Consider the following 22,105-nt stretch of genomic DNA (forward strand, 5'->3'; position numbering starts at 1 on the left):
AGTCAAGCAGGGCCGAAGAACCTCCCGCTCGCGATCCGGGCGCCCTCACCGAGAGCGGCCAGCTTCGCGACGGCGATCTGCGGGTGGATGCGGCCGCCGAGACCGCAGTCCGTCGACGCGATGACGTTCTCGGGACCGACGACGGAGGCGAAGGCCTCGATGCGGTCGGCGACGAGCTCGGGATGCTCCACGACGTTCGTCGCGTGGCTCACGACGCCGGGCACGATCTTTTTCCCCGCGGGCAGCTCGAGGTCGCGCCAGATCTTCCACTCGTGCTCGTGGCGCACGTTGGCCGCCTCGAAGGAGTACGACCCCGCGTTGATCTCGAGCATGAGGTCGGCGATGTGGCTGAACTCGATGTCGGTGGTGTGCGGCCCATGCCAGCTGCCCCAACAGAGGTGGAAGCGCACCTGATCCTCCGGCAGGCCCCTCAGCGCGTGGTTCAGCGCCTCGACCCGGATGCGGGTGAACGCCCGGTAGTCCTCGACGCTCGGCTCCGGGTTGATCTGGTCCCAGTTCTCCGCGATGGAGGGGTCGTCGATCTGCACCGTGAGTCCCGCCTCGACGATGGCCGTGTACTCCTCGCGCAGCACCTCCGCCCAGGCCCAGATGTGCTCCTCCTCCGTCGCGTAGTAATCGTTCGCGATCCGCGCGCCGCTGCCGGGCGAGAGCGCCGTGAGGAACCCCCGCGACGTGTCGTCACCGAGGCCCGCCTTGAGGTTGGCGATGTCGTTGGCGATGGCCTCCTGGCCCACGTACTCGAGCGGCCCCGTCGTCGAGGGGAAGGCCGTCGCGGTCTTGCCGGTCGAGATGCCCGAGGTCGGGTCGCTGTACGCGTCGCGGAAGATGGTCCAGTCGCGACGGTCGGGGAACGAGGTGAGGCGCACGTTCCCCGGCTCGGAGCGCACGGGCTGCTGGCTGAAGATGTCCGAGCCCGTGAGCGAGAGCCCGCTCACGCGCTGGAAGGAGTACGACCACCAGGCGCCGTAGTCGACGGCGCTCGTCATGGCCTTGCCGTACTCGCCGTCGTTCACGATCGTGATGCCGAGCGCGCGCTGGCGCTCGACCAGGTCAACGACGGCGGCGGTGAGGAGTTCGTCGAACTCGTGGGTCCGCTCCAGGGTGAACCCGTCGTCCGCCAGGCGGCGGGCGTCGTTCGCCGCGATGAGTTCGGGGGTGCGGGGCAGGCTGCCCGCGTGACTCGTGTCGATGCTGTTTCCGGTCATGGCGACTCCGTCCTGTCGGCCGCGCGAGGCGGCGCTGGGGGAAGGGGCCGATGGCCGGCCCGATCCATGGGGTCGCAGGCGGTGCCCGATCGGGCTGGCGAGGCTTCGCGTGAGATGCGCTGCGATGGTTGCCATAGTGGACCGGGCCCGGGTCGGCCCGCAGCGAGCGCGTAAGACAACGACACGAAAGCCACGCGCGGGCGGCGGGACGGGCGAGGACCGCCGCGACGTCAGCGGGTCAGAGCCCGGCGAGTGCCTGGTCGAGGTCGGCGACGATGTCCCGGACGCTCTCCAGCCCCACCGAGAGCCGGATCAGGCCGGGGGTGACGCCGATGTCCCGCCGCTCCCGCTCGGTGAGCCTGCCATGCAGCGTGCTGCCGCTGTGGATCGCGAGGGTGCGCACGTCGCCGATGTGGGTCATCGTGCTCACGAGCCGCAGCGCGTCGAGCACGGTTCGCGCCGCCTCCCGCCCGCCACGGAGGTCGAAGGCGAGCACCGACCCGGCGCCCCGCGGGAAGAGGGCCTTCGCCCGCTCGTGGAACGGGCTGGAGGGCAGGTCGGGGTGGTCGACGGAGGCGACGGCCGGATGCGCCTCCAGCCACGCGGCGACCTCACGGGCGTTCGCGACGTGCCGGTCCATCCGCAGGGAGAGGGTCTCGATGCCCTGGAGGAGCGCGAAGGCGCTCTGCGGCGGCAGCGTAGGTCCGTACTCGTTCACGACGTCGCGCCGCAGGTAGCGAAGGAAAGCCTGCTCGCCGTGGCGCTCCAGGTAGGAGGCGGACCCGTCCGGCCCCCGCTCGGAGAGCACGGGGAAACGGTCGCGGTTCGCCCCCCAGTCGAAGTGCCCGCCGTCCACGATGGCGCCGCCGAGCACGCTGCCGTGCCCGGAGAGCCACTTGGAGGTGGAGTGGATCACGATGTCCGCGCCGTGCTCGATGGGCCGGAGGAGGTACGGCGTCGCGACGGTGTTGTCGACGACGAGCGGCACGCCGATGCGGTGCGCGATCCGGGCGAGCTTGGCCAGGTCGACGATGTCGTTCTTCGGGTTCGGGATCGACTCCGTGTACAGCGCACGGGTGTCCGGCGTCGCCCGCGCGAGCCACTCCTCCTCGGGCGCCTCGGCGTCGAGGAAGTCGAAGGAGACGCCCTGACGGCGCAGGCTGCCGCGGAACATCTGCTTCGTGCCCTCGTAGAGGCTGCGGGTGGCCAGCACGGACCGGCCCGCGGGCGCGAGGGCGAAGATCGTCGAGGCGATCGCGGCCTGACCGCTGGCGACGAGGAGGGCGCCGACGCCGCCCTCCAGGTCCGCGAGCCGCCGCTGCACCACGGCGTTTGTCGGGTTCTCGCTGCGGGAGTAGATGTCGCCGGCGCTCGTGCCCGCGAAGCGCCCCTCCGCGTCGTCGAAGGATCCGAACAGGTAGCCCGCGGTCTGGTAGATCGGCGTGATGCGGGCACCGAACGTCGCCTCCGGCAGCACCCCGGCGTGGATCTGGCGGGTCTCGAAGTCGTAGCGGCCGTGACCCGCGTGGGGAGCCGGGTCCGTCACCGCTCGTGCTCGTGCACGGGCTCGCCGAGGCTCAGCATGAGGCGGTTCGCCCAGTTGAAGAAGGCGGCGCCGTTGACGACGTCGACGATCTCGAGGTCGTCCAGGCCCGCCGCGCGGAGCCGGTGCACGTGCTCCTCGCCGAAGGCGATCGGGGTCGCCGTCAGCGCGACGGCCGCGGCGACGATGGCGTTCCACCGCTCCCCCAGATCGGCGCCGACGCCCTCGTCGAGCAGTCGCTGCACGTCGTCCTGGCGCTTCGAGAAGTGCGAGGCGAAGCGGGAGTGCACGGATGCGCAGAAGATGCACCCGTTGAACCGGCTCGCGGCCGTGGCGGCCAGCTCGCGCTCGGCACGCGGGAGACCGGTCCTCGTGTTGTAGAAGATGTCCTTGTCCGTGCGGGTGCGGGCTCCCAGGATGTCGGGATCGCGGGCCAGCAGCATGAAGTACTCGCTCTTCGCGCGGGACCTGTCCACGAGCCCCGACCAGTGCCGCTCGGTCAGCTCGTCCTCGGTGAGCGGGGGGAGCCAGGGCTCCCAGCCGAGCGCGTCCTGGGTGAAGGCCACGGGCCGGTCCTGGTCGGGCCGGACGTCCGGCGCCGGCGTGGTGCTGAGGTCGGTCATGAGGAGCTCCTCGTGGTGTCGGCGGGAAGGGCGGCGAGCGTGGCCAGTCCGGACACGACCCGCAGCTGGAACGAGAGGAAGGCGACCTCCTGGGACAGGGTGACGATGTCGTCCACGGACCAGCCCGCGTCGGTCAGGGCGGCGAGCGCGGCCGGGCTCGCGTCCCGAGGCCGGAACACGAGGAGGTGGGCGTGCGCGAACGCGGCGGCGAGGCGCTCGCCGAGCGCGGCGGCCGTCACGGCGGGCACGGCGTACTCCGGTCCGGCGGCGTCCTCCGCGGACAGCGGGCCGGGGGGATACGCGCCGTACGGACCGGAGGCGGCGCCCGCCGCGGCCGCCGCGAGCACGGCCGCGACGAGCCCGTCGGAGGCGCCGGCGGCGGTCAGCTCGGACACGTAGTGGTCCGCGACGCCGGACGACCCGGCGCCGTGCAGCGTGGTGACGAAGACGGCGACGGCGTGCCGCTCCAGCAGGCTCACCCCGCGAGGGTCGGCGGGGGCGAACAGGGCGAGGTGACTCTCCTGCGCGTTGTCCCTGGCGGCCGGGCGCTCCGCGCGCACGAGGTCCAGCGAGGAGCCGGGCTCGATCCCGGCCAGCCTGTCGATGATGTCGAGTGTCATGCGGTGCGTCCTTCAAGGGTCGGGGCGGCAGGAACGGGAACGGAATCGGCGCCGGGGGCGTCGCGCCACCCCAGGAGCGGCGCGACGCGCTCGACGAACAGCTCGATCGATCTGAGCACGAACGGGTGCGGCGGGTCGACGGAGTGCACCTGCACCGCCACGTCGGTGGCGTGCGCGAGGGACGGGTCGGCGGCGAGGGACTCGGCGACGTCGTCCGGCTCGCCCAGGTGCTGGTCGAAGGCGCGGATGAGCCCGTCGAGGGAGTCGTCCGCGGCGGGCTGGCCGATGCTCGCGAAGTGCGCCGCGGCGCGCCCGAGGCCATCGGCGGCGAGTCGCCGCGCCTCGCCCCGATCGTCGGAGACGAAGACGGACCGGGACGCGAGGATGCGGGGCGGCACGCCGTCCGGCAGCGCGTCGAGGTAGGCCTCGATGATGGGCACCTGCAGGTCGGCGAGCGTCGCGTCCGGGTGCTCGGCCGGCCGGGGCTGCGTGCGGGAGAGCATGAGGCCGTCACCGGCGAGGCCCGCGCGGCGGCCACCGGCCACGGAGAACGTGGCCTGCCACACCCTGTCGAGCAGGGATCCGCCCGCCGGGTACAGGCTGTCGCCCGCGTCGGTGAGAGGGTCGCCGCGCCACGCATCCTTCAGGACGGCGAGGTGGCGGTCGTAGGTGGCGGAGCGGTCCTCGCTGCGCTGCCCGAACGCCGCGAAGGAGCTGGGCGTGCCGCCGCTGCCGACACCGACCTCGAGCCGGCCGCCGGAGAGCAGGTCGAGCACCGCGGCGTCCTCGGCGACGCGCACCGGGTTCTCCAGCGGAAGCGTCACGATGCCGGTGGCCAGCCGGATGCGGGACGTGCGGGCCGCCGCGTGGGAGAGGAACACGAACGGCGCGGGCAGCCCGCCCTCGCCGGCGCGGAAGTGGTGCTGGGCCACCCAGGCGGAGTCGAAGCCGAGCCGCTCGGCGAGCTCGATCTGCTCGAGCGCGTTGCGGTACCGCACGGCCGCGGGTGCCGCGTCCAGCAGCCGGGTGAAGAATCCGAGTCTCGTGCCGGTCATCGGCGGTCTCCTAACGGGGTGGGTAGAGCGTCTGCGGCGCCCGGCACGGCGGCACCCGGCACGGCGGACAGCAGCTGCTGCGTGTACTCGTGCCGGGGGTCGGCGAACAGCGACGCGACCGGGCCGCTCTCGACCACCCTTCCGCGCCGCATCACCGACACGGTGTCGGAGATCTGCCGGACGACCGCGAGGTCGTGCGAGATGAAGAGGTAGGTGAGTCCCAGGTCGCGCTGTAGCTCGTCGAGGAGTCGCAGGATCCCGGCCTGCACGGTCACGTCGAGCGCCGAGACGGCCTCGTCGAGTACGAAGACGGCGGGGTCGAGGGCCAGCGCCCGGGCGATCGCGACGCGCTGCCGCTGACCGCCGGACAGCTCGCGCGGGTGCCGGAGCAGCACGGACGGGGGCAGTGCCACCCGGTCGACCAGCTCCGCGGCCCGGTCGCGGCGTGCCGCGCGGTCGCCGAGACCGAAGTTGCGCAGCGGTTCCTCCACGATGTCGCGGATGCGCTGGCGCGGGTCGAGGGTGGAGAACGGGTTCTGGTAGACGAGCTGCACCCGCCGTCGCAGGGCGCGCAGGGCGGCGCCGCGCGCGTCGGTGATGTCCTCGCCGGCGAGGGCGATCGAACCGGCCGTCGGCGTCTCGAATCGCGCGACCATGCGGGCGGTCGTCGTCTTGCCGGAGCCGGACTCCCCCACGATGGCGTGCGTGGTGCCCGCGGGCACCGCGAACGACACGTCGTCGACGGCCCGGAAGGCCGCGCCGCGCGCACCGCGACGGAACTCCTTGACGAGACCCGTGACCGCGAGGGCCGGCGGCGCGGCGGTGGGCGGCGCGGCCTCTGTGGTCGCCCCACCGGCCGCGGAAGAACCGCCGCCCGCGGGCCGGGCCACTCGTTCCACGGTCGAGAACGCCGGCGCGTCCGCGAGCAGGGCCCGCGTGTACGCCGAGCCCGGCGCCTGAAGGATCGTGGCGGTGTCGTCCTGCTCCTCGACCCGGCCGTCCCGCATCACGACCAGGCGCTGGGACCGCTCCGCGGCCACCGCGAGGTCGTGGGTGACGAAGAGCACGGCCGTGCCGAACTCCCGCCGTAGCGAGTCGAGCAGGTCGAGCACGTTCCGCTGCACGGTCACGTCGAGCGCGCTCGTGGGCTCGTCCGCGATGATCAGGCGCGGGTGCAGCGCCACGGCGATGGCGATGAGCACGCGCTGCCGCATGCCGCCGGAGAGCTCGTGCGGATACTGCCTGGCCCGGTGCTCCGGCTCGTCGATGCCGACGCGCTCGAGCAGGGCGAGCACCCGCGGCAGGACCGGGCGCCGGTCGCGCGGCTCGTGCAACCGGAACACCTCGGCGATCTGAGCACCGATGGTCTGCACCGGGTCGAGCGAGCTCACCGGGTCCTGCGGCACGAGGCTCACCTGGGTGCCGCGCACCGCGCGCAGGCGGCGCTCGTTCCAGCCGGCGATGTCCGTGCCGTTCAGGAGCACCCGGCCGCGCTCGACGCGGCCGTTCTCGGGCAGCAGGCCGATCACCGCCTGGGCGGTCGTGGTCTTGCCCGAGCCGGACTCGCCCACGAGCGCGACGGTCTGCCCCGGCTCGATCGCGAGCGAGACGTCGTGCACCGCCCGCCTGATGCCGCCGGCAGTGGAGTAGGAGACGGCGAGGGACTCGATCTCGAGGAGGCTCATCGGATCCGTCCTGCCTGTGCGCCGCGCCCGATGGACTGCCCGACGCGGTTGGCCGCGAGGACGACGAGCACGACGACGAGCCCGGGGAATGTGGTCAGCCACCAGGAGGTGGCGATGTAGTTGCGGCCCTCGGCGATGAGCAGTCCCCACTCCGGCGTCGGCGGCGGTGCGCCGTAGCCGAGGAAGCCGAGGGTGGAGATGGCAATGATGGCTGTGCCCACCTGCAGCGCGATCAGGGACAGCACAGGCCCGAGGGAGTTGGGCAGCACGTGCCGCACGAGCACGCTCGCGTAGCGGCCGCCGGAGCCGAACGCGGCCTCGACGTAGTCGCTGCGGCGCACCCGCACGACCTCGGACCGCGTCAGCCGGGTGAACGAGGCTATGGACGTGAGGCCCACCGCGATGGCGGCGTTCACCGTGCCGAAGCCGAGCAGGATGATGACCGAGAGCTGCAGGAGCAGCCCGGGGATCGAGAGCAGCACGTCGACGAGTCGCCCGATGATCGCGTCGACGATCCCGCCCGCGGAGCCCGCGATCAGGCCGAGCACGGTGCCGGCCACGAATCCGACGGCCACGGCCACGACCGCGGCGGACAGCGAGTGCGCCGCGCCGTGCACGATGCGGGCGTAGAGGTCGCGTCCGAGCTCGTCCGTGCCGAGCCAGTGCGCCCCGCCCGGCGGGAGCAGCCGGTCGCGCGGCGTGCCGCTCACCGCGCTGTAGTCGGTGAACAGCCCCGGGACGAGCGCCCAGAGCAGCACGACGGCGAGCACCGCCCAGGCGAGCAGAAGCGTCGGGCGGAACGGCAGTCGCCGCCCGCGGCCGCTCCGGCCGCCCCGCCGGCCGCGCTTCGCGCCGCGTTCCTCCCCGGGTGGCGTTACGCCGGGACCCGGACGGTCGCCTGCGCGCTCCTCGGCCAGGACCGACTTCACGCCGGCGCTCACGCCGAGGCCCCCGTCGCCACGCGGGCGCCCGCGCGCCGGTTCGCCCGGCGGTCACCCGAGCGCACCGTGATGCGCGGGTCGAGCACCGGGTACAGCAGGTCGACGATCAGGTTCACCACGACGTAGCCGAGCGCGGAGAGCAGCACGACGGCCTGGAGCACGGCGACGTCCTGGTTGTTGACCGCATCCTGGGTGATCCTGCCGATGCCCGTGCGGCCGAAGACCGTCTCGGTCACGACGGCGCCCGCGATGAGCTCGCCGAGGAGGACACCCGCGATCGTGAGCGCGGGCAGGGTCGCGTTGCGCGCGACGTGCCGCCACAGCACCCAGGAGGGGGACGCGCCCTTCGCCCGGACCACGGACACGAATGGCTGCACGGACACCTCGTCGATGCTCCGCACGAGCACCTGCGCGAGGGGCGCGGAGATCGGGACGGCCAGCGTGAGCACCGGCAGGAGGAGGGACTCGAGGGTGGAGCCGCCGATGACGGGGACGAGCTTCAGGCGGAAGGAGAAGATCTGGATGAGGGTGATGCCCAGCCAGAACGTCGGGATGGAGATGAACAGCGACGGCACGGAGTGCAGCACGTTCCGGAGCCACGCGAACGGCGTGAGCGAGGAGACGAGCGCGATCCCGACGGCGAGCACGACGGCCACCGCGAACCCGAGCGACGCCAGCACCAGCGTCGACGGGAGGTTGGCGGCAAGCAGCGTCGTGACGGGCACGCCCGCCTGCACCGAGTAGCCGAGGTCGCCGGTCAGCACGTTGCCGATCGCGTGCAGGTACTGGACGAGGAGCGACTCGTCCGCCCCGTAGGAGAGGCGGATCTCCTCGAGCTGCGCGGGGGTGAGGTTGAGATCGCCGCCCTGGAACTTGATGAGCACGGCGTCGCCCGGCAGCGCCTGCAGCAGCACGAAGGTGACGGTGAACGCGATCCACAGCACAAGGACGGCCTGGGCGATGCGCCCCCAGAGGTATCTGGCCACGAGGAGGACGCCCCTAGTGCTCGGCGAGCCAGGTCGTGTAGAAGCTCGGCCGGCCGACAGCCTCGAACCCGAGTCCCTCGACGTACGGCGCCCCGGCGTAGACCTGCGGCTCCTCGAACAGCGGGATGTTGTAGGCCTGGGCGATGAGGTGCTTCTGCACCTCCTGCGTCGCGGCGAGTCGAGCCTCGCGGTTCGGCTCGCTCGTCTCGGCCTCGAGCAGGCCGTTGAGCGTGTCGTCGCGGAACGTCGCGGTCGGCGCGGAGCCGCCCGCCTGCAGCAGGCTGTTGCGGTTCGTCGGGTAGAACTGGCTCTTGATCACGTCCGGGTCGGCACGGCCCACGATGCTGACCACGAGGGGGGACTTCGCCGGGTCGAGCTCGTCGGTCGTCTTGCTGCCCGCGTCGCCGGCCTTGACGCTGAGCGTCACGCCCACCTTGGCCCACTGCTGCGCGACGAGCTGCAGCACCTGCCGGTTCTGCGGCTGCGGCAGCGACTCGTAGATGGAGAGCTCGAGCTTCTGGCCGTCCTTCTCGCGCACGCCGTCGGCGCCCACCGTCCAGCCGGCCTCGTCGAGGAGCCGCTCGGACAGCTGGGGGTCGAACTCCAGCTCGTCGGAGAGGTCGATGTAGCCGGCGGCCGTCGACGCGAGCACCGACGTCGCCTGCGGGTAGTTCTTCGAGAAGAGCGTCTCCACGACCTCGGCCGAGTCCGTGGCGTGCAGGAGCGCCTGCCGCACGCGGAGATCGGAGACGAGGGGGTTCTCGGGGTGGAAGGAGATGCTGTCGTTCACGCCGTTCGTGGCGCGGGCATAGACCTCGTAGCCCTGCGAGGTGACCTGCTCCTCGTCGTACGCCTGCACCTGGCGGATGAGGTCGCCCTGGCCCGAGAGCAGGGAACCGATGCGCACGCTGTCCTCGCCGGTGACGATGACGGTAATGCCGTCGAGGTACGGGCGCCCCTGGTTCTCGGAGCTCTCGGGGGCCCAGGCGTAGTCCTCGCGTGCGGCGAGGTCGACCTGCTTGCCGAGCTCCTCGCTCTCGACCATGAACGGGCCGGAGCCGATGATGGCCGTGGCGTTGCCGAGCTCGTCGAAGTTCTTCGCGAGGGTGGAGAGGGACACGAGCCCGGAGCCGATGGTCGCCGTGCCCTGCAGGAAGCCCGGGGAGGGCTTCGTGAAGAAGAAGCGGACCGTGTGCTCGTCGAGCACCTCGCTGTGGTCGTAATTGTTGATGACCTCGGAGACCGGCTGCTTGAGGGCCGGGTTGCCCAGGCCGTAGGTGTCGAAGTTCTTCGCCACCGCCGCCGCGTCGAGGGGCGTGCCGTCGGAGAAGGTGACGCCGTCGCGGATGGTGAAGGTGTACTGCGTCGCGTCCTCGCTCACCTCCCAGCTCTCGGCGATCCACGGCTCGATCTCGAGCGTCTCGGGGTTCTGGTACGTGAGCTTGTCGGTGATCTGGTTGAGGATGCCGCCGTTGGGGTAGAAGCCGCCGGCCGGCGGGTACAGGTTGGTGTGCGCCTGCTGCTCGAGATAGGTCAGCGTGCCGCCGGTCACGGGATCGGTCGGCGCTGTCGCGGATGTCCCCTCGTTCCCGGCCGCGGAGGAGCAGCCGGCGAGCAGGAGGCTCGCGGCTGCGGCGGCAGCCGCGAGGGGAAGGAGGCGGAATCGGGACACGGTGGAGCCTTTCGTGAGGGGTGCGGGATGCGCGGCCGGTTCGGCCGGTCGGCTCGGCCGAAGCGCCGGGGTGCCGTGCCTCATGTTCCGTCGGGGGCCGCCGGCGGCCGAATCGGTGCGTCACGAAACGCAACGTCGCGTCACACTTCGTCATCCAGGAATGCGCCCGAGCCCGATCGCGTCGATTCCGCGACGCCGCGTTACGCGGTGCGCGGCAGGCCGACTCACGGCCCGCCAGCATGACGTCATGGTCGAGGTAGTCACGGCGCCGCTCGAGCGCATCCGCACCGAACGCAGCAGCATCAAGTGGACGAGGTTCCCGTCCGACGTCCTTCCCCTGTTCGTCGCCGAGATGGACTTCGCCATCGCCGAACCGGTGGTGGAGGAGCTGGTGCGCCGCGTGCGGGCCTCGGACGTCGGCTATCTCGACGGCCCCGGGCCGCTCGCCCCCGCGTTCGCCGCGTTCGCGAGCCGGCGCTGGGGCTGGCACGTGGATCCGGCGCGCGTGCGCATCGCGACCGACGTGAGCGTCGGCATCGTGGAGACCCTGCGCCTCGCCGTGCCCCGCGGCGGCCTCGTCGTGGTGACGCCGCCCGTGTACCCGCCGTTCTTCGAGCTCGTGGAGGAGGCGGGCGCGACGGTCGTCGAGGTTCCGCTCGCCGTGGAGGACGGGCGCTGGTCGCTCGACCTGGACGGCCTCCGCGACGCCTTCGCGGCGGGCGCGGACGCCTTCCTGCTCTGCAACCCGCACAACCCGCTCGGGCTGGTGCACGACGCGGCGACGCTGGCCGCGGTCGCGGGCCTCGCGGCGGAGCACGGCGTGCTCGTGGTCAGCGACGAGGTGCACGCCCCGCTCACCCACCCCGGCGCCGCCTTCGTGCCGTTCCTGCCGCTCGCCGAGCGCGCGGGCGCGCGATCCGTGTGCGTCACGTCCGCGAGCAAGGGCTGGAACCTCGCGGGCGCGAAGTGCGCCATCATCGTCGCCGGCGACGCCGCCACCTCCCGCCTGCTCTGCGCGCTGCCCGAGGAGGTCGCGTGCCGCACGAGCATCCTCGGACTGCACGCGAACGTGGTCGCCTACCGATGTACCGACTGGCTCGACGACGCCATCGCCAGGATCGTCGCGAACGACCGTCTCCTCGATCGGCTGCTCCGCGAGCGCCTGCCCCAGGTGGTCTACCACCGGCCGCGGGCGGGCTACCTCGCCTGGCTCGACCTGCGGGGGCTCGGGCTGGGTGAGGACCCGGCCGCGCGCATCCTCACCGAGGCGCGGGTGGCGCTCAACGCGGGGCACACCTACGGGCGGGAGGGCAGGGGCTTCGCCCGCCTCAACCTGGCCTGCGATCCGGACGTGCTGCGGGAGGCCGTGGCCCGGATCGCCGCCCTCGTGCCCACCGCCTGACCGGCAGCGGCGCACGGGCGGTGCGGCGGGCAGGGAAGCGGGGCGTGATCGGCCGGCCAGCGTCACCGGGCAGGCTCAGCTCGGCGGGCTCACCCGGGCAGGCGTCAGGCGGGGCGTGAGCTCAGGCCGCCGCGGACGATCGAGTCCGAGGAGTGGCCCGGATCCCCGTCCAGCGGCTCCGCCGACACGTCGACGACGCTGTACTCGGCGAGGTCGATGTCGGCGGGCAGGGGGAAGGTGCCCTCGTCCGTGGCGAGCAGGCCGACGCTGACGAGCTTCGTGAGGTCGCTGCTGATCAGCCACACCTCCCGCACGGTGTCGGGCCGGGTGTCGCGGCTCACGTTCACGCTGAGGACCCGCTCGCCGTCCACCTCGCGCACCTCGGCGCTGCCCCTGGCGTCCGGCCAGGCGGGCAGGGCGTCGAGGGTCGCCTCGGCGACGACGTCCCCCTCCCCTGCGGTGAGGGAGCCGACCACGAGGGTGGTGCCGACGCCGGCGACCACGAGGATCCCGGCGGCGACAGCGAGCCAGGCGGTGCGGCGGCCGCGGTCGGCCCGGCGAGGCCGCAGCGGCGTGACGGGCGCCGACGCGGGTGCGGGTGACGCGTCCACCGTGCCGGGCGGGGCGGGCGCCGGCCGCACTCCGGACGGGTCGGCGGAAGCGGGATCCGACGAGGCCGCGGTGCCGACGGAGCGGCCCGCGACGACGTCGGGAACGAGGCCCGGGGACAGCCCGAGCGAGGAGGAGATGCCCGCCCAGACGCGGTCGCTCGGCTGCTCGAGCCGGGCCGACGCGTCCGTGGCGCGACCCGCGGTGACGACGAGGGCGAACTCGTCGAGGCGGCCCGCGCACTCGCCGCAGCGGGCGACGTGGTCGACGTCCTCGGCCGTGCCCGCGGACTCGCCGAGCGCGAGCAGGGCGAGCACGTCGGGGTCAGTGTGCGTCATAGGTCACCTCCATCCGCGATCGAAGTCTGTCCAGGCTGCGGCGGATATGACTCTTCACCGTACCGAGAGGCAGGGTGAGCCGTTCCGCGATCTGCGCGTGCGTCAGGTCCTCGAAGAAGGCGAGACGCATCACCTGCTGGGGCACCGGCTCCAGGCGGGCGAGCTCGTCGGCCACCAGGAGCCGTTCGGCGAGATCCGGCTGGTGCAGGCCCTCGTCCGCCTCGGCCGTGGCGATCAGCGCGGCCTCGACCGTGCGGTCACGGGTGCGGGCGGCGAGCGCGTCCGCGATCTTGTGCCGGGTGATCCCGACGAGCCACCCCGGGAGGGGCCGCTCGGGGTCGTACCGGCCCCGGCCCTGCCAGGCGGACACGAACACGCGCTGCGTCACGTCCTCCGCCTCGCTCACGTCGCCCAGGTTGCGCAGCGCCAGCGTGTACACCAGCGCCGACCACCTCGTGTACATCTCGGCGAGCGCCCGCTCGTCGCCGGCGGCGAACGAGGCCGCAAGCGTCGCAAGCGCGTCGTCGGGGCGAGCGTCTGTCACGATGGGCGGCAACTTCCGTAGTCGGGCGTGAGCACATGCTAGCGCCGCCGCAGTGGTCGTCATGGGATCGGGAGAACGGTGACGACCACATTGTCGAGGTAGTGGCCGGTGCTGCGGTCGAACTCGCCGCCGCAGGTAACGAGCACGAGTCGCTCGGGCCCGGTCCGGTCGAAGAGGAGATCGAGCGGCACCTCCGTCTTCGGGGTGCGCTCCACCCGATCGACGCGATACCCGTGATCCGTGCCGTCGGCCGTCGTCACGGTCACGACCGCTCCGACGGGAACGTCCCGCAGCCGGGCGAATGCGCCGAGCCCGTGGACGAGCGAGTCCACGTGGGCGGCGACGACGGTGGTGCCCGGGGCGCCCGGCGCGGGTCCGAACCGGTACCAGCCGGCGTCGGCGGTGTCCTCGGGCAGGGCCATGGCGCCGTCGTCGTCGACGCCCATCGCGAGCACGGGCATGTCGAGCTGCACGTCCGGCACCTGCAGGCGCACGGGCGGGGGCAGCTGGGCCGGAGCGGTCTGGGCCTCGATGCTGGAGTCGCGGCGCGGAACGGCGGCGGGCGCCGGGGCGGGAGCGACGGTGGGCGTCGGTGCCGGTTCCGTGGTCGGCGCGGCATCCGGCGTCGTCGTCGGCGATGGGGACGGAGAGGCGGTTGCGGGGGCGCTCGCCGCGGGCATGCGAGGGGTGCCGGCCGCCTCCGAGCCCGCCGCGCAGCCGCTCAGAACGAGGGAACCGAGCAGGAGCACCGGAAGGACGGTGCGCGCGAGGCCGCGGCCCCGAGGCACGCGCCGACGAAGCGGGCGAGGAGGACGGGCAACGACGGGTGCTGCTGCGCCCGGTGCGGGGATCCGCATGGTCGTTCTCCTTCCTGCTTCGCGTTGTTCGGGGAAAGCGATGTGAGCTTTTCGGCCGGTTCCCGCCCCTGTGGGCGGGCGGGGGGTGGGACGGGCTCGGGGCCAAGGCCTTCGCCCGACAAGGACGGCCGGGAGGTGGGGTCGATACCGCCTCCCGGCCGCCGGCCTGTCGTGCTACTTGCGGACGGGCGCCACCTGGCGACGGACCACGAGGGTCGCGGCTCCCAGCAGGGCGAGCACACCGGCGATGCCGAACCAGAGGGTGCTGGAGTCACCCTCGGCGGCGAGACCGGCGCTACCGGCGGGGATGCCACCGGGCGCGGAGTGCAGTCCCTCGATCGTCTGCACGGCGAGTGCGAGGTTCGAGTTCTGCAGGCTGCCCCACGCGTAGACGATGGTGCTCGTGCCCTCGGCGACGTTCACATCGGCCGGGCCGATCACCGGGGCAGTGGTGCCCGCTGCGGCCACAGACGCGTTCACCGTGCCGGCGGGAAGGTTCAGCACCTTCTCGTTCGGGTTGGTGAGGCCGCTGATCACGGCGCTGCCGCCCGCGAGCACGTCGACGGCGGGAGCGGATGCCACATGCCGCACCGTCAGCCGGCCTTCACCGGCGGCGGTCGGGGTGACGTCGTTCGTGAACAGCGTCGCTCCGGGCTGACCCGCCTCGTTGAGGTGCGCCACCGCGGTGTAGTTGCCACCGGCGGACAGGGTCAGGTCGACCGGGCCGATCGCCGGGGCGCTGGCGTCGGGCGCGTCCGACGCCGTGATGGCCACGGAGTACGTTCCGGCCGGGAGGTCGAGCGGTCCGGCGAGGTCGCCGGGCTCGAAGTCGTCGATCGTGAGCTCGTTGTTGACGTAGACGTCGACCGTGAGGCCGGGCACGCCGTGCAGGACGGAGAGCTTGGCTCCGTCGGTGGCCGCCGCGGCGGGGGTCGCGACCACGGCGAAGGCAACGATGCCCACGGCCGCGCCGCTCAGGATTCGAGTTCGAGTGCGCATGAAAACCTCCTTGTTATGGTCCGGAAACCGGACCGGTTTGCCTTTGACCACCACTTCCGCCGGGGAGGACGAAGCGGATGCAGGCGCGGGAGATCTTCCAGCCAACCTTCAGGATCCGGCGCAGGACCGGAGTCGCGGACCGGCCCGGGCAGCGTCCTCGGTGAGGCGACGGGTCGGTGAGGCGTCGGGTCGGTGAGGCGTCGGGTCAGAGGGTGAGGGTGGCGTGCACGTCCACGCCGAGCGGACCGAGCACCGAGCGGCCGGGCAGCGCGCCGAGCTCCAGCACGACGCCGATGCCGGTGAGCGTGTAGCCGGCTCCGGCGATCAGGCGCGACGCGGCCGTGAGGCTGCCGCCCGTCGCGAGAACGTCATCGAGCAGCAGCACGCGGGTTCCCGCGGGCAGCCGTCCGGGCGCGAGCTGCAGCGAGTCCTGGGCGTACTCCAGGCCGTAGTGCTCGGTGAGCACCGTGCCGGGCAGCTTGCCCGCCTTGCGCACGGCGAGCACCCCGGTGCCGGTGGCGAAGGCCACAGCGGAGGCCAGCAGGAAGCCGCGGGCCTCGACGCCGGCGACGACGTCGAACCGGCCGAGGAACGGCGCGAGCAGGTCCTCGACCACCGCCCGGAACGCCGGTCCGGACGCGAACACCGGGGTCAGGTCGCGGAACACGACGCCCTCGGTCGGGAAGTCGGGATAGCAGTCCAGCAGCGCGCGGACGACGTCCGCGGTCTCCGTGTCCGTCACGCGTCCACGCTCGATGCGTCGGCGAGGTCGCCGCGGCCGCCGGCGAGACCGGAACGGTCGAGGAGGTCGGCATCGAAGCCCTCGGGCAGATCCGCCGTCGTAACGATGTGCAGCCGCTGCGTCGGCCGGGTCATGGCCACGTAGAGCGCACCCGCCCCTCGCGGCGACTCGGCGAGCAGCCCTGCGGGCTCGGCGAGGACGACCACATCGAACTCGAGCCCCTTGGCGTCCTGGGCGGAGAGCAGGGCGATCGGCCGGGTCAGTCCGGCGGGACCGCGGCCGATGTCCTGCCCGAAGACCCGGGACAGGGAGTCGCCGATGGCGTCCATCCGGTCCTCGGGTGCGATCACGGCGATGCTGCCGCCCGGGTGGAGCTCGCGGTCCTCGTCCACGACGTCCGCCACCGCGTCGGCGAGGTCGGAGGGGTCGACGCGGAGGGCGTCGACGGGCCACTCCGTGCCCCGCACCGCGCGCGAGGCGGTGATCGGCAGGCCCTGGGCGACCGCCACCCGCTCCGCGGCCTCGGCAATCTGCGCGGGAGTGCGGTAGTTGACGGTCAGCTCCTCGAGGCGCCAGCCGCCGGTGAAGACGGGGTCGAGCGCCCTGCTCCAGTCGGTCGCGCCGGCCGCGGCGCTCGCCTGAGCGACGTCGCCGACGATCGTGAAGGACCGGAGGGGGCAGCGACGCACGAGCAGGCGCCACTGCATGGGCGAGAGCTCCTGCGCCTCGTCGACGACGATGTGCCCGTAGGTCCAGGTGCGGTCGGCCGCCGCGCGCTCCGCGGTCGTGCCGCGGGCGACCGTCTCCGCGAACCCGGCGGCCAGGTCCTCGGCGTTGACGAGTCCCTCGACGCCCATGTTGCGGATGGCGTTCTCCGCGTTCTCGATGTCGCGCTTGCGCTGCTGCTTGCGCTCGCGCTTCTCCGCGTCGACGCGCTGGTCGAACTCGCCGAGGAGCTCGGCCGCCTCGTCGAGCAGGGGCACGTCCGACACGGTGAAGGGCTCGTCCCGGTCGCGACGGAGGAGCGCGCGGTCGCGCTCGCTCCAGTCGCGGGTGATGGAGGCCAGCCAGGATGGGCGGGCGTAGAGGTCGGCGATGAGCTTCTGCGGGGTCAGCGGCATCCAGGCGGTGTTGAGCAGCACCTTCACGTCGTAGGCCGTGCGCAGGTCCTCGCGCAGCACGGCGACGTCCGCGTCGTCGACGGTGGAGCCCGAGCGGCGCATCTGGTCGGCGAGCTGCTTGGTCAGCTGGTTCAGCGCGCTCTTCACGAACGTGACCCTGGCCTCGTTGTGCGGCTTGCGGGTGTCGCGCGCCCGGTGCAGGGCGTTCGAGAGGAGCGAGGGCTCGACGACGAGGCGCTCGCCGTTCACCTCGATGGTCTGCGGCGCGTCGGGCACCCGCTGGCGGGAGCGGACCGCGCGGGAGAGCACCCCGGCCATGCGCGCCGAGCCCTTCACCGCGGCGACGTCGGGCGCGTCGTCGCGCACGGCATCCACGCCGGGGAAGAGCTGGCCGACGCTCGCGAGCACGACGCCCGTCTCGCCGAGGCTCGGCAGCACGGCCTCGATGTACTGCAGGAACGACCGGCTCGGCCCGACCACGAGCACGCCGGAGGACTGCAGCCGGTCCCGGTAGGAGTAGAGGAGGTAGGCGGCCCGGTGCAGCGCGACCGCGGTCTTGCCCGTGCCCGGACCGCCCTGGACGACGAGCACGCCCTTCAGGTCGGACCGGATGATGCGGTCCTGCTCCGCCTGGATGGTCGCGACGATGTCGTGCATCCGGCCCGTGCGCTGGGCGGTCAGGGCGGCCAGCAGCGCGCCCTCGCCCTGCAGCTGCGCCTCGGATCCGGTGAGCAGGTCGGCGTCGAAGACCTCGTCCTCGATGCGCACCACCTGCCGGCCCTTGGTGGTCAGGTGGCGGCGGGCGCGGGCGCCCAGAGGCGTCGCGGCCGTCGCCTGGTAGAACGCGCTCGCCTGCGGCACGCGCCAGTCGAGCAGCAGCGGGCGCTGGTCCTCGTCGCGCAGGCCGATGCGGCCGATGTAGCGCAGAGTCGGGTTGTCGGTCGGGTCGTCGCCCGCGTCCCCGTCCGCGCTACCGCCGGGCAGGTGGCCGGGCGCGAACTCGAGGCGCCCGAACGCGAGCCGGTCGTCGACCTCGTTCAGGGCGCGGATGCGGTCCTCGTAGATGCGGGCGAAGGCGTCCCGCTCGGATCGGTTCTGATGGGTCCCGCCCTGGTTGGCGGCGCGCACCGCGGCGAGCTGATCGGCGGCCTCCTGGCGCAGCGCATCCAGTCGCGCGTACAGCCCCGCGACGTACGTCCGCTCGCGGGCGAGTTCGGCGTCGGCCACGCAACACCACCCCTCTCGACACACGGCTTCCGGGATCGGAAAACCGGCGTGCAAGTCTATCCGAGGGCGGCACACCGTCGGCTGTGAACGCACCCCCGGGGCGTGGAACGGGCACCCGGCTCCGAACGCGTGGGGCCGCGGTCAGGGTCGGGGGTGCCGAATAGTGTGATCGACATGCGCATCCTGCATCTCTCCGACACCCACCTCCTGGAGGGTGGGCGACTCCACAACGCGGCCGTCGACACGCACGAGGCCCTGCTCCGCGTGCTGGCGCACTTCGACGCCGACGACCGGATCGGCCTCGTGGTCGCGTCCGGCGACCTCTCCGACGACGGCAGCGTGCGCTCCTACGAGCTGCTGCGGGACGCGCTCGAGCCCTGGGCGGCGGCGCGGAACGCGCGGGTCGTGTACGCCATGGGCAACCACGACCTGCGCGAGGGGTTCGCGGCCGTGCTCGGCGGTGGTGACCCGTCCGGCCCCCTGGACAGCGCGATCACGGTCGCCGGGGTGCGGGTGATCGTGCTCGACTCCGCCGTGCCCGGCGCCGGTTACGGCCGGATCCGGCCCGGGCAGCTCGACTTCCTGCGTCGCACGCTCGAGGAGCCCGCGGAGCGCGGATCCCTCGTCGTGGTGCACCACCCGCCCGTTCCCGCCGCCACCGTGCTGTTACAGGGTCTCGCGCTGCAGCAGCCCGAGGAGCTGCTCGCGGCGTGCGCGGGCACGGACGTCCGCGCGGTGCTCGCCGGGCACTACCACCACCCGCTCTGCACGGTCGCCGCGGGCATCCCGGTGATCGTGAGCGGCGGCGTTGCGAACACAGCGGACGTGCTCGCGCCGGTGGGCGTCGAGCACGCGACGCGCGGATCGAGCGCGACGATCATCGACCTCGAGGACGACGAATCCGTGCGCGCGACCGCCGTGCACGTGCACGGCCCGGGCGACGGCGAGACGGTGCTGATGCTCGACCACGACGCGGTGCAGCGGATCATCCGCGAGTCCGGTGTCCCGGGTGCTGCGGGGGGTGCGGGTGCGGGTGCGAGTGCGGGTGCTGCGGGTGCAGGTGCGGATGCGGATGCGGATGCGGAGAGCGACTCCCCCCATCCTGCGGACGTCGTGGGGGATGCCGAGCAGCCAGCCGGCGAGGGCACAGCACCGGCCGCTGCTGCCCTCTAGACGCCCCTCGGCCCGCCCCGGTTCGACCCTTGCGCGGTCGCGGGGGCGGGGTGCATCCTAGGACTGTTGAACTCATCGTCCGTGGCCTCGTCGGCGGCACTGCCCCGCAGCAGGACGGTGAGTTCCTCACGTTAACGGCCCTCCCGCGCGGCGACTGAACCGGCGCCCGCGCCCGCGGCCGGACTCTCGCGTCTCCCCCGCCGTCGATCCGTTCCTGCCCAGGCAGAGGCATCCTGCCCAGGGGCCCCGACGCCTCCTGCCCAGGCAGAAGGATCCTGCACAGCTAAAAGCTGGGCACGATCCTTCTGCCTGGACAGGGGCGCGAGGGGTGAGGCCTCCTCCCCCGGCAAGACCGCGCGTCGGCAGCGCACACCCGGCTGCAATCCGCCTCGTACGGCACCACGGGCCGGGCACCCTGGCCGGATGAGTACGACATCCACGGTCGTGGCGCGGCCGATCGACCTCATCCTCACGAGCGACGTCGCCGGTCGCGACGGGAGCAACCATCAGCTGCGGCGCGCCCATGCCCGAGGCGAACTGGTGCGCATCCGTCGCGGCGTCTACGTCGACGCGGCAGGCTGGAACGCGGCGAATCCCGATGACCGCTACCGGATGCAGGTGCGGGCCGCGGCACTCACCCGGCTCGCCCCGCTGCATGTGTCCCACCTGTCCGCCGCCGCGATGCACCGCCTCCCCATGGTGGGCACGTGGCCGCCGGTCGTGCAGGCCATCACCCCGGGGGCGTCAGGAGGAAGCTCGAAGCACGGCATCGTCACGCACAGCCGCGTGCCGGCCGCTGCCGGCGTCTTCGTGGACGATGTCCTCGTCACCACGATCGAACGCACGCTCGTCGACGTCGCCGGCACCTCCTCGGCACGCATCTCGGTGCCGATGCTCGACCACGCCCTTCGCCTCCGCCTCACCACGACGGCCGCCCTGCGCGAGGCGTTGAGCGACGTGCCCCACGGCCCCGCGTCGTCACGAGCCCGTTCCGCGGTCGAGTTCGCGAACCCCCTCGCGGACAGTCCCGGCGAGTCCCTCAGCCGGGTGCTGATTGAGGAGCTGGGGTTCGCGCAGGCGGAACTGCAGGTCGCGTTCTCGCTGCGCGGTCGTGTCGCCATCGCGGACTTCTACTGGCGGTCGGTGAGGCTGATCGGGGAGTTCGACGGCCGAGGCAAGTACGAGCGCGACGAGTTCACGCGCGGCGCCGAGCCCGGCGAAGGTGGTGTGGCGGGAGAAGCGCAGGGAGGACGAGCTGCGCGCGACGGGCGAGCGGGTGGTCCGCTGAACCTGGGACCTGCTGCTCTCCCCGGATCGCCTCACCCGGCACCTCCGCGACGCGGGCGTTCCGCTCGCGCGGTAGCAACGTCATCGGAGCGCTTTCTGTGCGCTCCCGGGTCTCGCTCCCTCTTCCATCGCTCGCACCCTCGCGCCCTCGCCCTGCGCTCCCCCGCGCACTCGCTGCCCCTCACCCGCTCCTGCCCAGGCAGGAGGATCCTGCGCAGCTAAAAGCTGGGCACGATCCTTCTGCCTGGGCAGGGGCGCGAAGAAGGTGGGCAGGGGCGCTAGGCACCTGGGGGTCGCGCCTAGGAGAGGTGGCGCTCCTCCGGCCCCGTGTACTCGGAGAGCGGGCGGATGAGGGCGTTGGACGCGAGCTGCTCCATGATGTGCGCGGTCCAGCCCACGACACGGGACGCCACGAACAGCGGCGTGAACGTGAGGGTGTCGAAGCCCATCAGCGCGTACGCCGGGCCGGACGGGTAGTCGAGGTTCGGCTTGATGTTCTTCCGCTCCCCCATTGCCGCCTCGAGCGACTCGTACAGCGCGAGCATGTCGCCGGCGTCGTACTCGTCGACGAGCGTCTGCAGCGCCGCGCGCATCGTCGGCACCCGCGAGTCGCCGTTCTTGTAGACGCGGTGGCCGAACCCCATGATCTTCCGCTTGGCCGCGAGGGCCTCGTCCAGCCATGCGTCGACCCGGTCAGCGGTGCCGATCTCGTCGAACACGTGCATGACGGCCTCGTTCGCGCCGCCGTGCAGCGGGCCCTTGAGCGCGCCGATCGCGCCCGTCACGGCCGAGTAGAGGTCCGCGAGCGTCGACGTGATGACGCGGGCGGTGAACGTCGACGCGTTGAACGAGTGCTCCGCGTACAGCACCATCGACACCTCGAACGCGCGGACGACGACCGGGGCGGGCACCTCGCCGAACGTCATGTGCAGGAAGTTCTGCGCGTAGGTCAGGTCCTCGCGCGGCTCGACCGGCTCCTGCCCACGCCGCCGCCGCTGGTCGTACGCCACGATGGCGGGCAGTTGGGCGAGCAGCCGCACGGCGCGCTCGAGATTCGCCTCGGGCGACGCGTCGTCGAGATTCTCGTCGTTCGCACCGATCACGCTGACGGCGGTGCGCAGCACGTCCATCGGATGCGCGGACAGCGGAAGCGCGTCGACCACGGCGCGCACGTTGTCGGCGAGCGCGCGCTGCGACCGCTCCTCCGCCTCGAAGTGCTCCAGCTGCTCGTCCGTCGGCAGCTCGCCGTGCCACAGCAGGTAGGCCACCTGCTCGAACGAGCACTCGGCCGCGAGCTCCTGCACGGGATAGCCCCGGTAGAGCAGCGAGTTCGTCTCCGAGTTCACCTTCGAGATCGTGGTCACGTCGACCACGACGCCGGCGAGACCCTTGTGGATGTCGGTCATGGGGCTCCTTTGCACACGCCGCGAGAGGCGGCAGGAGCAGCGTAGCGGC

Annotated in this window: 19 protein-coding genes; 3 read left to right on the plus strand and 16 right to left on the minus strand. The window is 72.7% G+C overall.

Annotated features, from left to right (window positions below):
* Window positions 1-2: 2 nt before the first annotated feature.
* The 9 genes from DAI20_RS00360 to DAI20_RS00400 form a co-directional block, all read right to left on the minus strand.
* Window positions 3-1,226 carry a cobalamin-independent methionine synthase II family protein gene (locus DAI20_RS00360; protein ID WP_108248617.1) on the minus strand — a complete coding sequence of 408 codons (1,224 nt, stop codon included), beginning with the start codon at window positions 1,224-1,226 and terminating at the stop codon, window positions 3-5.
* Window positions 1,227-1,464: 238 nt separating this feature from the next.
* Window positions 1,465-2,772 carry an O-acetylhomoserine aminocarboxypropyltransferase/cysteine synthase family protein gene (locus DAI20_RS00365; RefSeq protein ID WP_108248618.1) on the minus strand — a complete coding sequence of 436 codons (1,308 nt, stop codon included), beginning with the start codon at window positions 2,770-2,772 and terminating at the stop codon, window positions 1,465-1,467.
* Window positions 2,769-3,392 carry an alkylhydroperoxidase domain protein gene (locus tag DAI20_RS00370; RefSeq protein ID WP_108248619.1) on the minus strand — a complete coding sequence of 208 codons (624 nt, stop codon included), beginning with the start codon at window positions 3,390-3,392 and terminating at the stop codon, window positions 2,769-2,771. The genes DAI20_RS00365 and DAI20_RS00370 overlap by 4 nt, the downstream gene beginning before the upstream one ends.
* Window positions 3,389-4,012 (minus strand): CMD domain protein, encoded by a 624-nt coding sequence (locus DAI20_RS00375; protein ID WP_108248620.1) that lies wholly within the window; start codon window positions 4,010-4,012, stop codon window positions 3,389-3,391. The genes DAI20_RS00370 and DAI20_RS00375 overlap by 4 nt, the downstream gene beginning before the upstream one ends.
* Complete coding sequence (locus DAI20_RS00380) at window positions 4,009-5,067, minus strand: putative FMN-dependent luciferase-like monooxygenase (protein ID WP_108248621.1); 1,059 nt, start codon at window positions 5,065-5,067, stop codon at window positions 4,009-4,011. The genes DAI20_RS00375 and DAI20_RS00380 overlap by 4 nt, the downstream gene beginning before the upstream one ends.
* On the minus strand, window positions 5,064-6,752 hold the full coding sequence (locus tag DAI20_RS00385) for a dipeptide ABC transporter ATP-binding protein (protein ID WP_108248622.1): 1,689 nt from the start codon (window positions 6,750-6,752) through the stop codon (window positions 5,064-5,066). Before DAI20_RS00385 ends, DAI20_RS00380 begins: the two co-directional genes overlap by 4 nt.
* Window positions 6,749-7,693, minus strand: a complete 945-nt coding sequence (locus DAI20_RS00390; RefSeq protein WP_438501968.1) for an ABC transporter permease — start codon at window positions 7,691-7,693, stop codon at window positions 6,749-6,751. The genes DAI20_RS00385 and DAI20_RS00390 overlap by 4 nt, the downstream gene beginning before the upstream one ends.
* Window positions 7,690-8,679 (minus strand): ABC transporter permease, encoded by a 990-nt coding sequence (locus DAI20_RS00395; RefSeq protein WP_108248623.1) that lies wholly within the window; start codon window positions 8,677-8,679, stop codon window positions 7,690-7,692. Before DAI20_RS00395 ends, DAI20_RS00390 begins: the two co-directional genes overlap by 4 nt.
* Window positions 8,680-8,692: 13 nt before the next feature.
* Window positions 8,693-10,351 carry a TIGR04028 family ABC transporter substrate-binding protein gene (locus tag DAI20_RS00400; RefSeq protein ID WP_240605800.1) on the minus strand — a complete coding sequence of 553 codons (1,659 nt, stop codon included), beginning with the start codon at window positions 10,349-10,351 and terminating at the stop codon, window positions 8,693-8,695.
* A gap of 247 nt (window positions 10,352-10,598) precedes the next feature.
* On the opposite strand from DAI20_RS00400, the gene DAI20_RS00405 reads away from it, so the two are divergent.
* Window positions 10,599-11,753: a MalY/PatB family protein gene (locus tag DAI20_RS00405; protein WP_108248625.1), complete on the plus strand. Its 1,155-nt coding sequence runs from the start codon at window positions 10,599-10,601 to the stop codon at window positions 11,751-11,753.
* A gap of 104 nt (window positions 11,754-11,857) precedes the next feature.
* On the opposite strand, the gene DAI20_RS00410 is transcribed toward DAI20_RS00405, so the two are convergent.
* The 6 genes from DAI20_RS00410 to DAI20_RS00435 form a co-directional block, all read right to left on the minus strand.
* A complete protein-coding gene (locus DAI20_RS00410; RefSeq protein WP_108248626.1) occupies window positions 11,858-12,700 on the minus strand; it encodes an anti-sigma factor domain-containing protein in 843 nt (280 codons plus the stop codon).
* The gene (locus tag DAI20_RS00415; RefSeq protein WP_240605801.1) at window positions 12,687-13,244 is read right to left on the minus strand and encodes an RNA polymerase sigma factor; all 558 of its coding nucleotides are present in this window, start codon (window positions 13,242-13,244) and stop codon (window positions 12,687-12,689) included. The genes DAI20_RS00410 and DAI20_RS00415 overlap by 14 nt, the downstream gene beginning before the upstream one ends.
* Before the next feature lie 59 nt (window positions 13,245-13,303).
* Window positions 13,304-14,032: a class F sortase gene (locus tag DAI20_RS19025; protein WP_306766445.1), complete on the minus strand. Its 729-nt coding sequence runs from the start codon at window positions 14,030-14,032 to the stop codon at window positions 13,304-13,306.
* 243 nt (window positions 14,033-14,275) lie between these two features.
* Window positions 14,276-15,100 carry a DUF4397 domain-containing protein gene (locus DAI20_RS00425; protein ID WP_108248628.1) on the minus strand — a complete coding sequence of 275 codons (825 nt, stop codon included), beginning with the start codon at window positions 15,098-15,100 and terminating at the stop codon, window positions 14,276-14,278.
* Window positions 15,101-15,305: 205 nt separating this feature from the next.
* Window positions 15,306-15,842, minus strand: a complete 537-nt coding sequence (locus DAI20_RS00430) for an adenine phosphoribosyltransferase (protein WP_108248629.1) — start codon at window positions 15,840-15,842, stop codon at window positions 15,306-15,308.
* A complete protein-coding gene (locus DAI20_RS00435; RefSeq protein WP_108248630.1) occupies window positions 15,839-18,190 on the minus strand; it encodes a HelD family protein in 2,352 nt (783 codons plus the stop codon). The genes DAI20_RS00430 and DAI20_RS00435 overlap by 4 nt, the downstream gene beginning before the upstream one ends.
* 174 nt (window positions 18,191-18,364) lie before the next feature.
* Between DAI20_RS00435 and DAI20_RS00440 the strand changes: the two genes are divergently transcribed.
* A complete protein-coding gene (locus DAI20_RS00440; protein WP_108249648.1) occupies window positions 18,365-19,363 on the plus strand; it encodes a metallophosphoesterase family protein in 999 nt (332 codons plus the stop codon).
* A gap of 423 nt (window positions 19,364-19,786) precedes the next feature.
* Window positions 19,787-20,872 carry a type IV toxin-antitoxin system AbiEi family antitoxin domain-containing protein gene (locus DAI20_RS00445; RefSeq protein ID WP_108248631.1) on the plus strand — a complete coding sequence of 362 codons (1,086 nt, stop codon included), beginning with the start codon at window positions 19,787-19,789 and terminating at the stop codon, window positions 20,870-20,872.
* 77 nt (window positions 20,873-20,949) lie between these two features.
* Here DAI20_RS00445 and DAI20_RS00450 read toward each other — a convergent pair whose 3' ends face one another.
* Entirely contained in the window at window positions 20,950-22,056 is a 1,107-nt protein-coding gene (locus tag DAI20_RS00450) for a bifunctional 2-methylcitrate synthase/citrate synthase (protein ID WP_108248632.1), read from the minus strand.
* Window positions 22,057-22,105: the final 49 nt, after the last annotated feature.

The sequence above is a fragment of the Planctomonas deserti genome, from assembly GCF_003067705.1.
Lineage (GTDB): Bacteria > Actinomycetota > Actinomycetes > Actinomycetales > Microbacteriaceae > Planctomonas > Planctomonas deserti.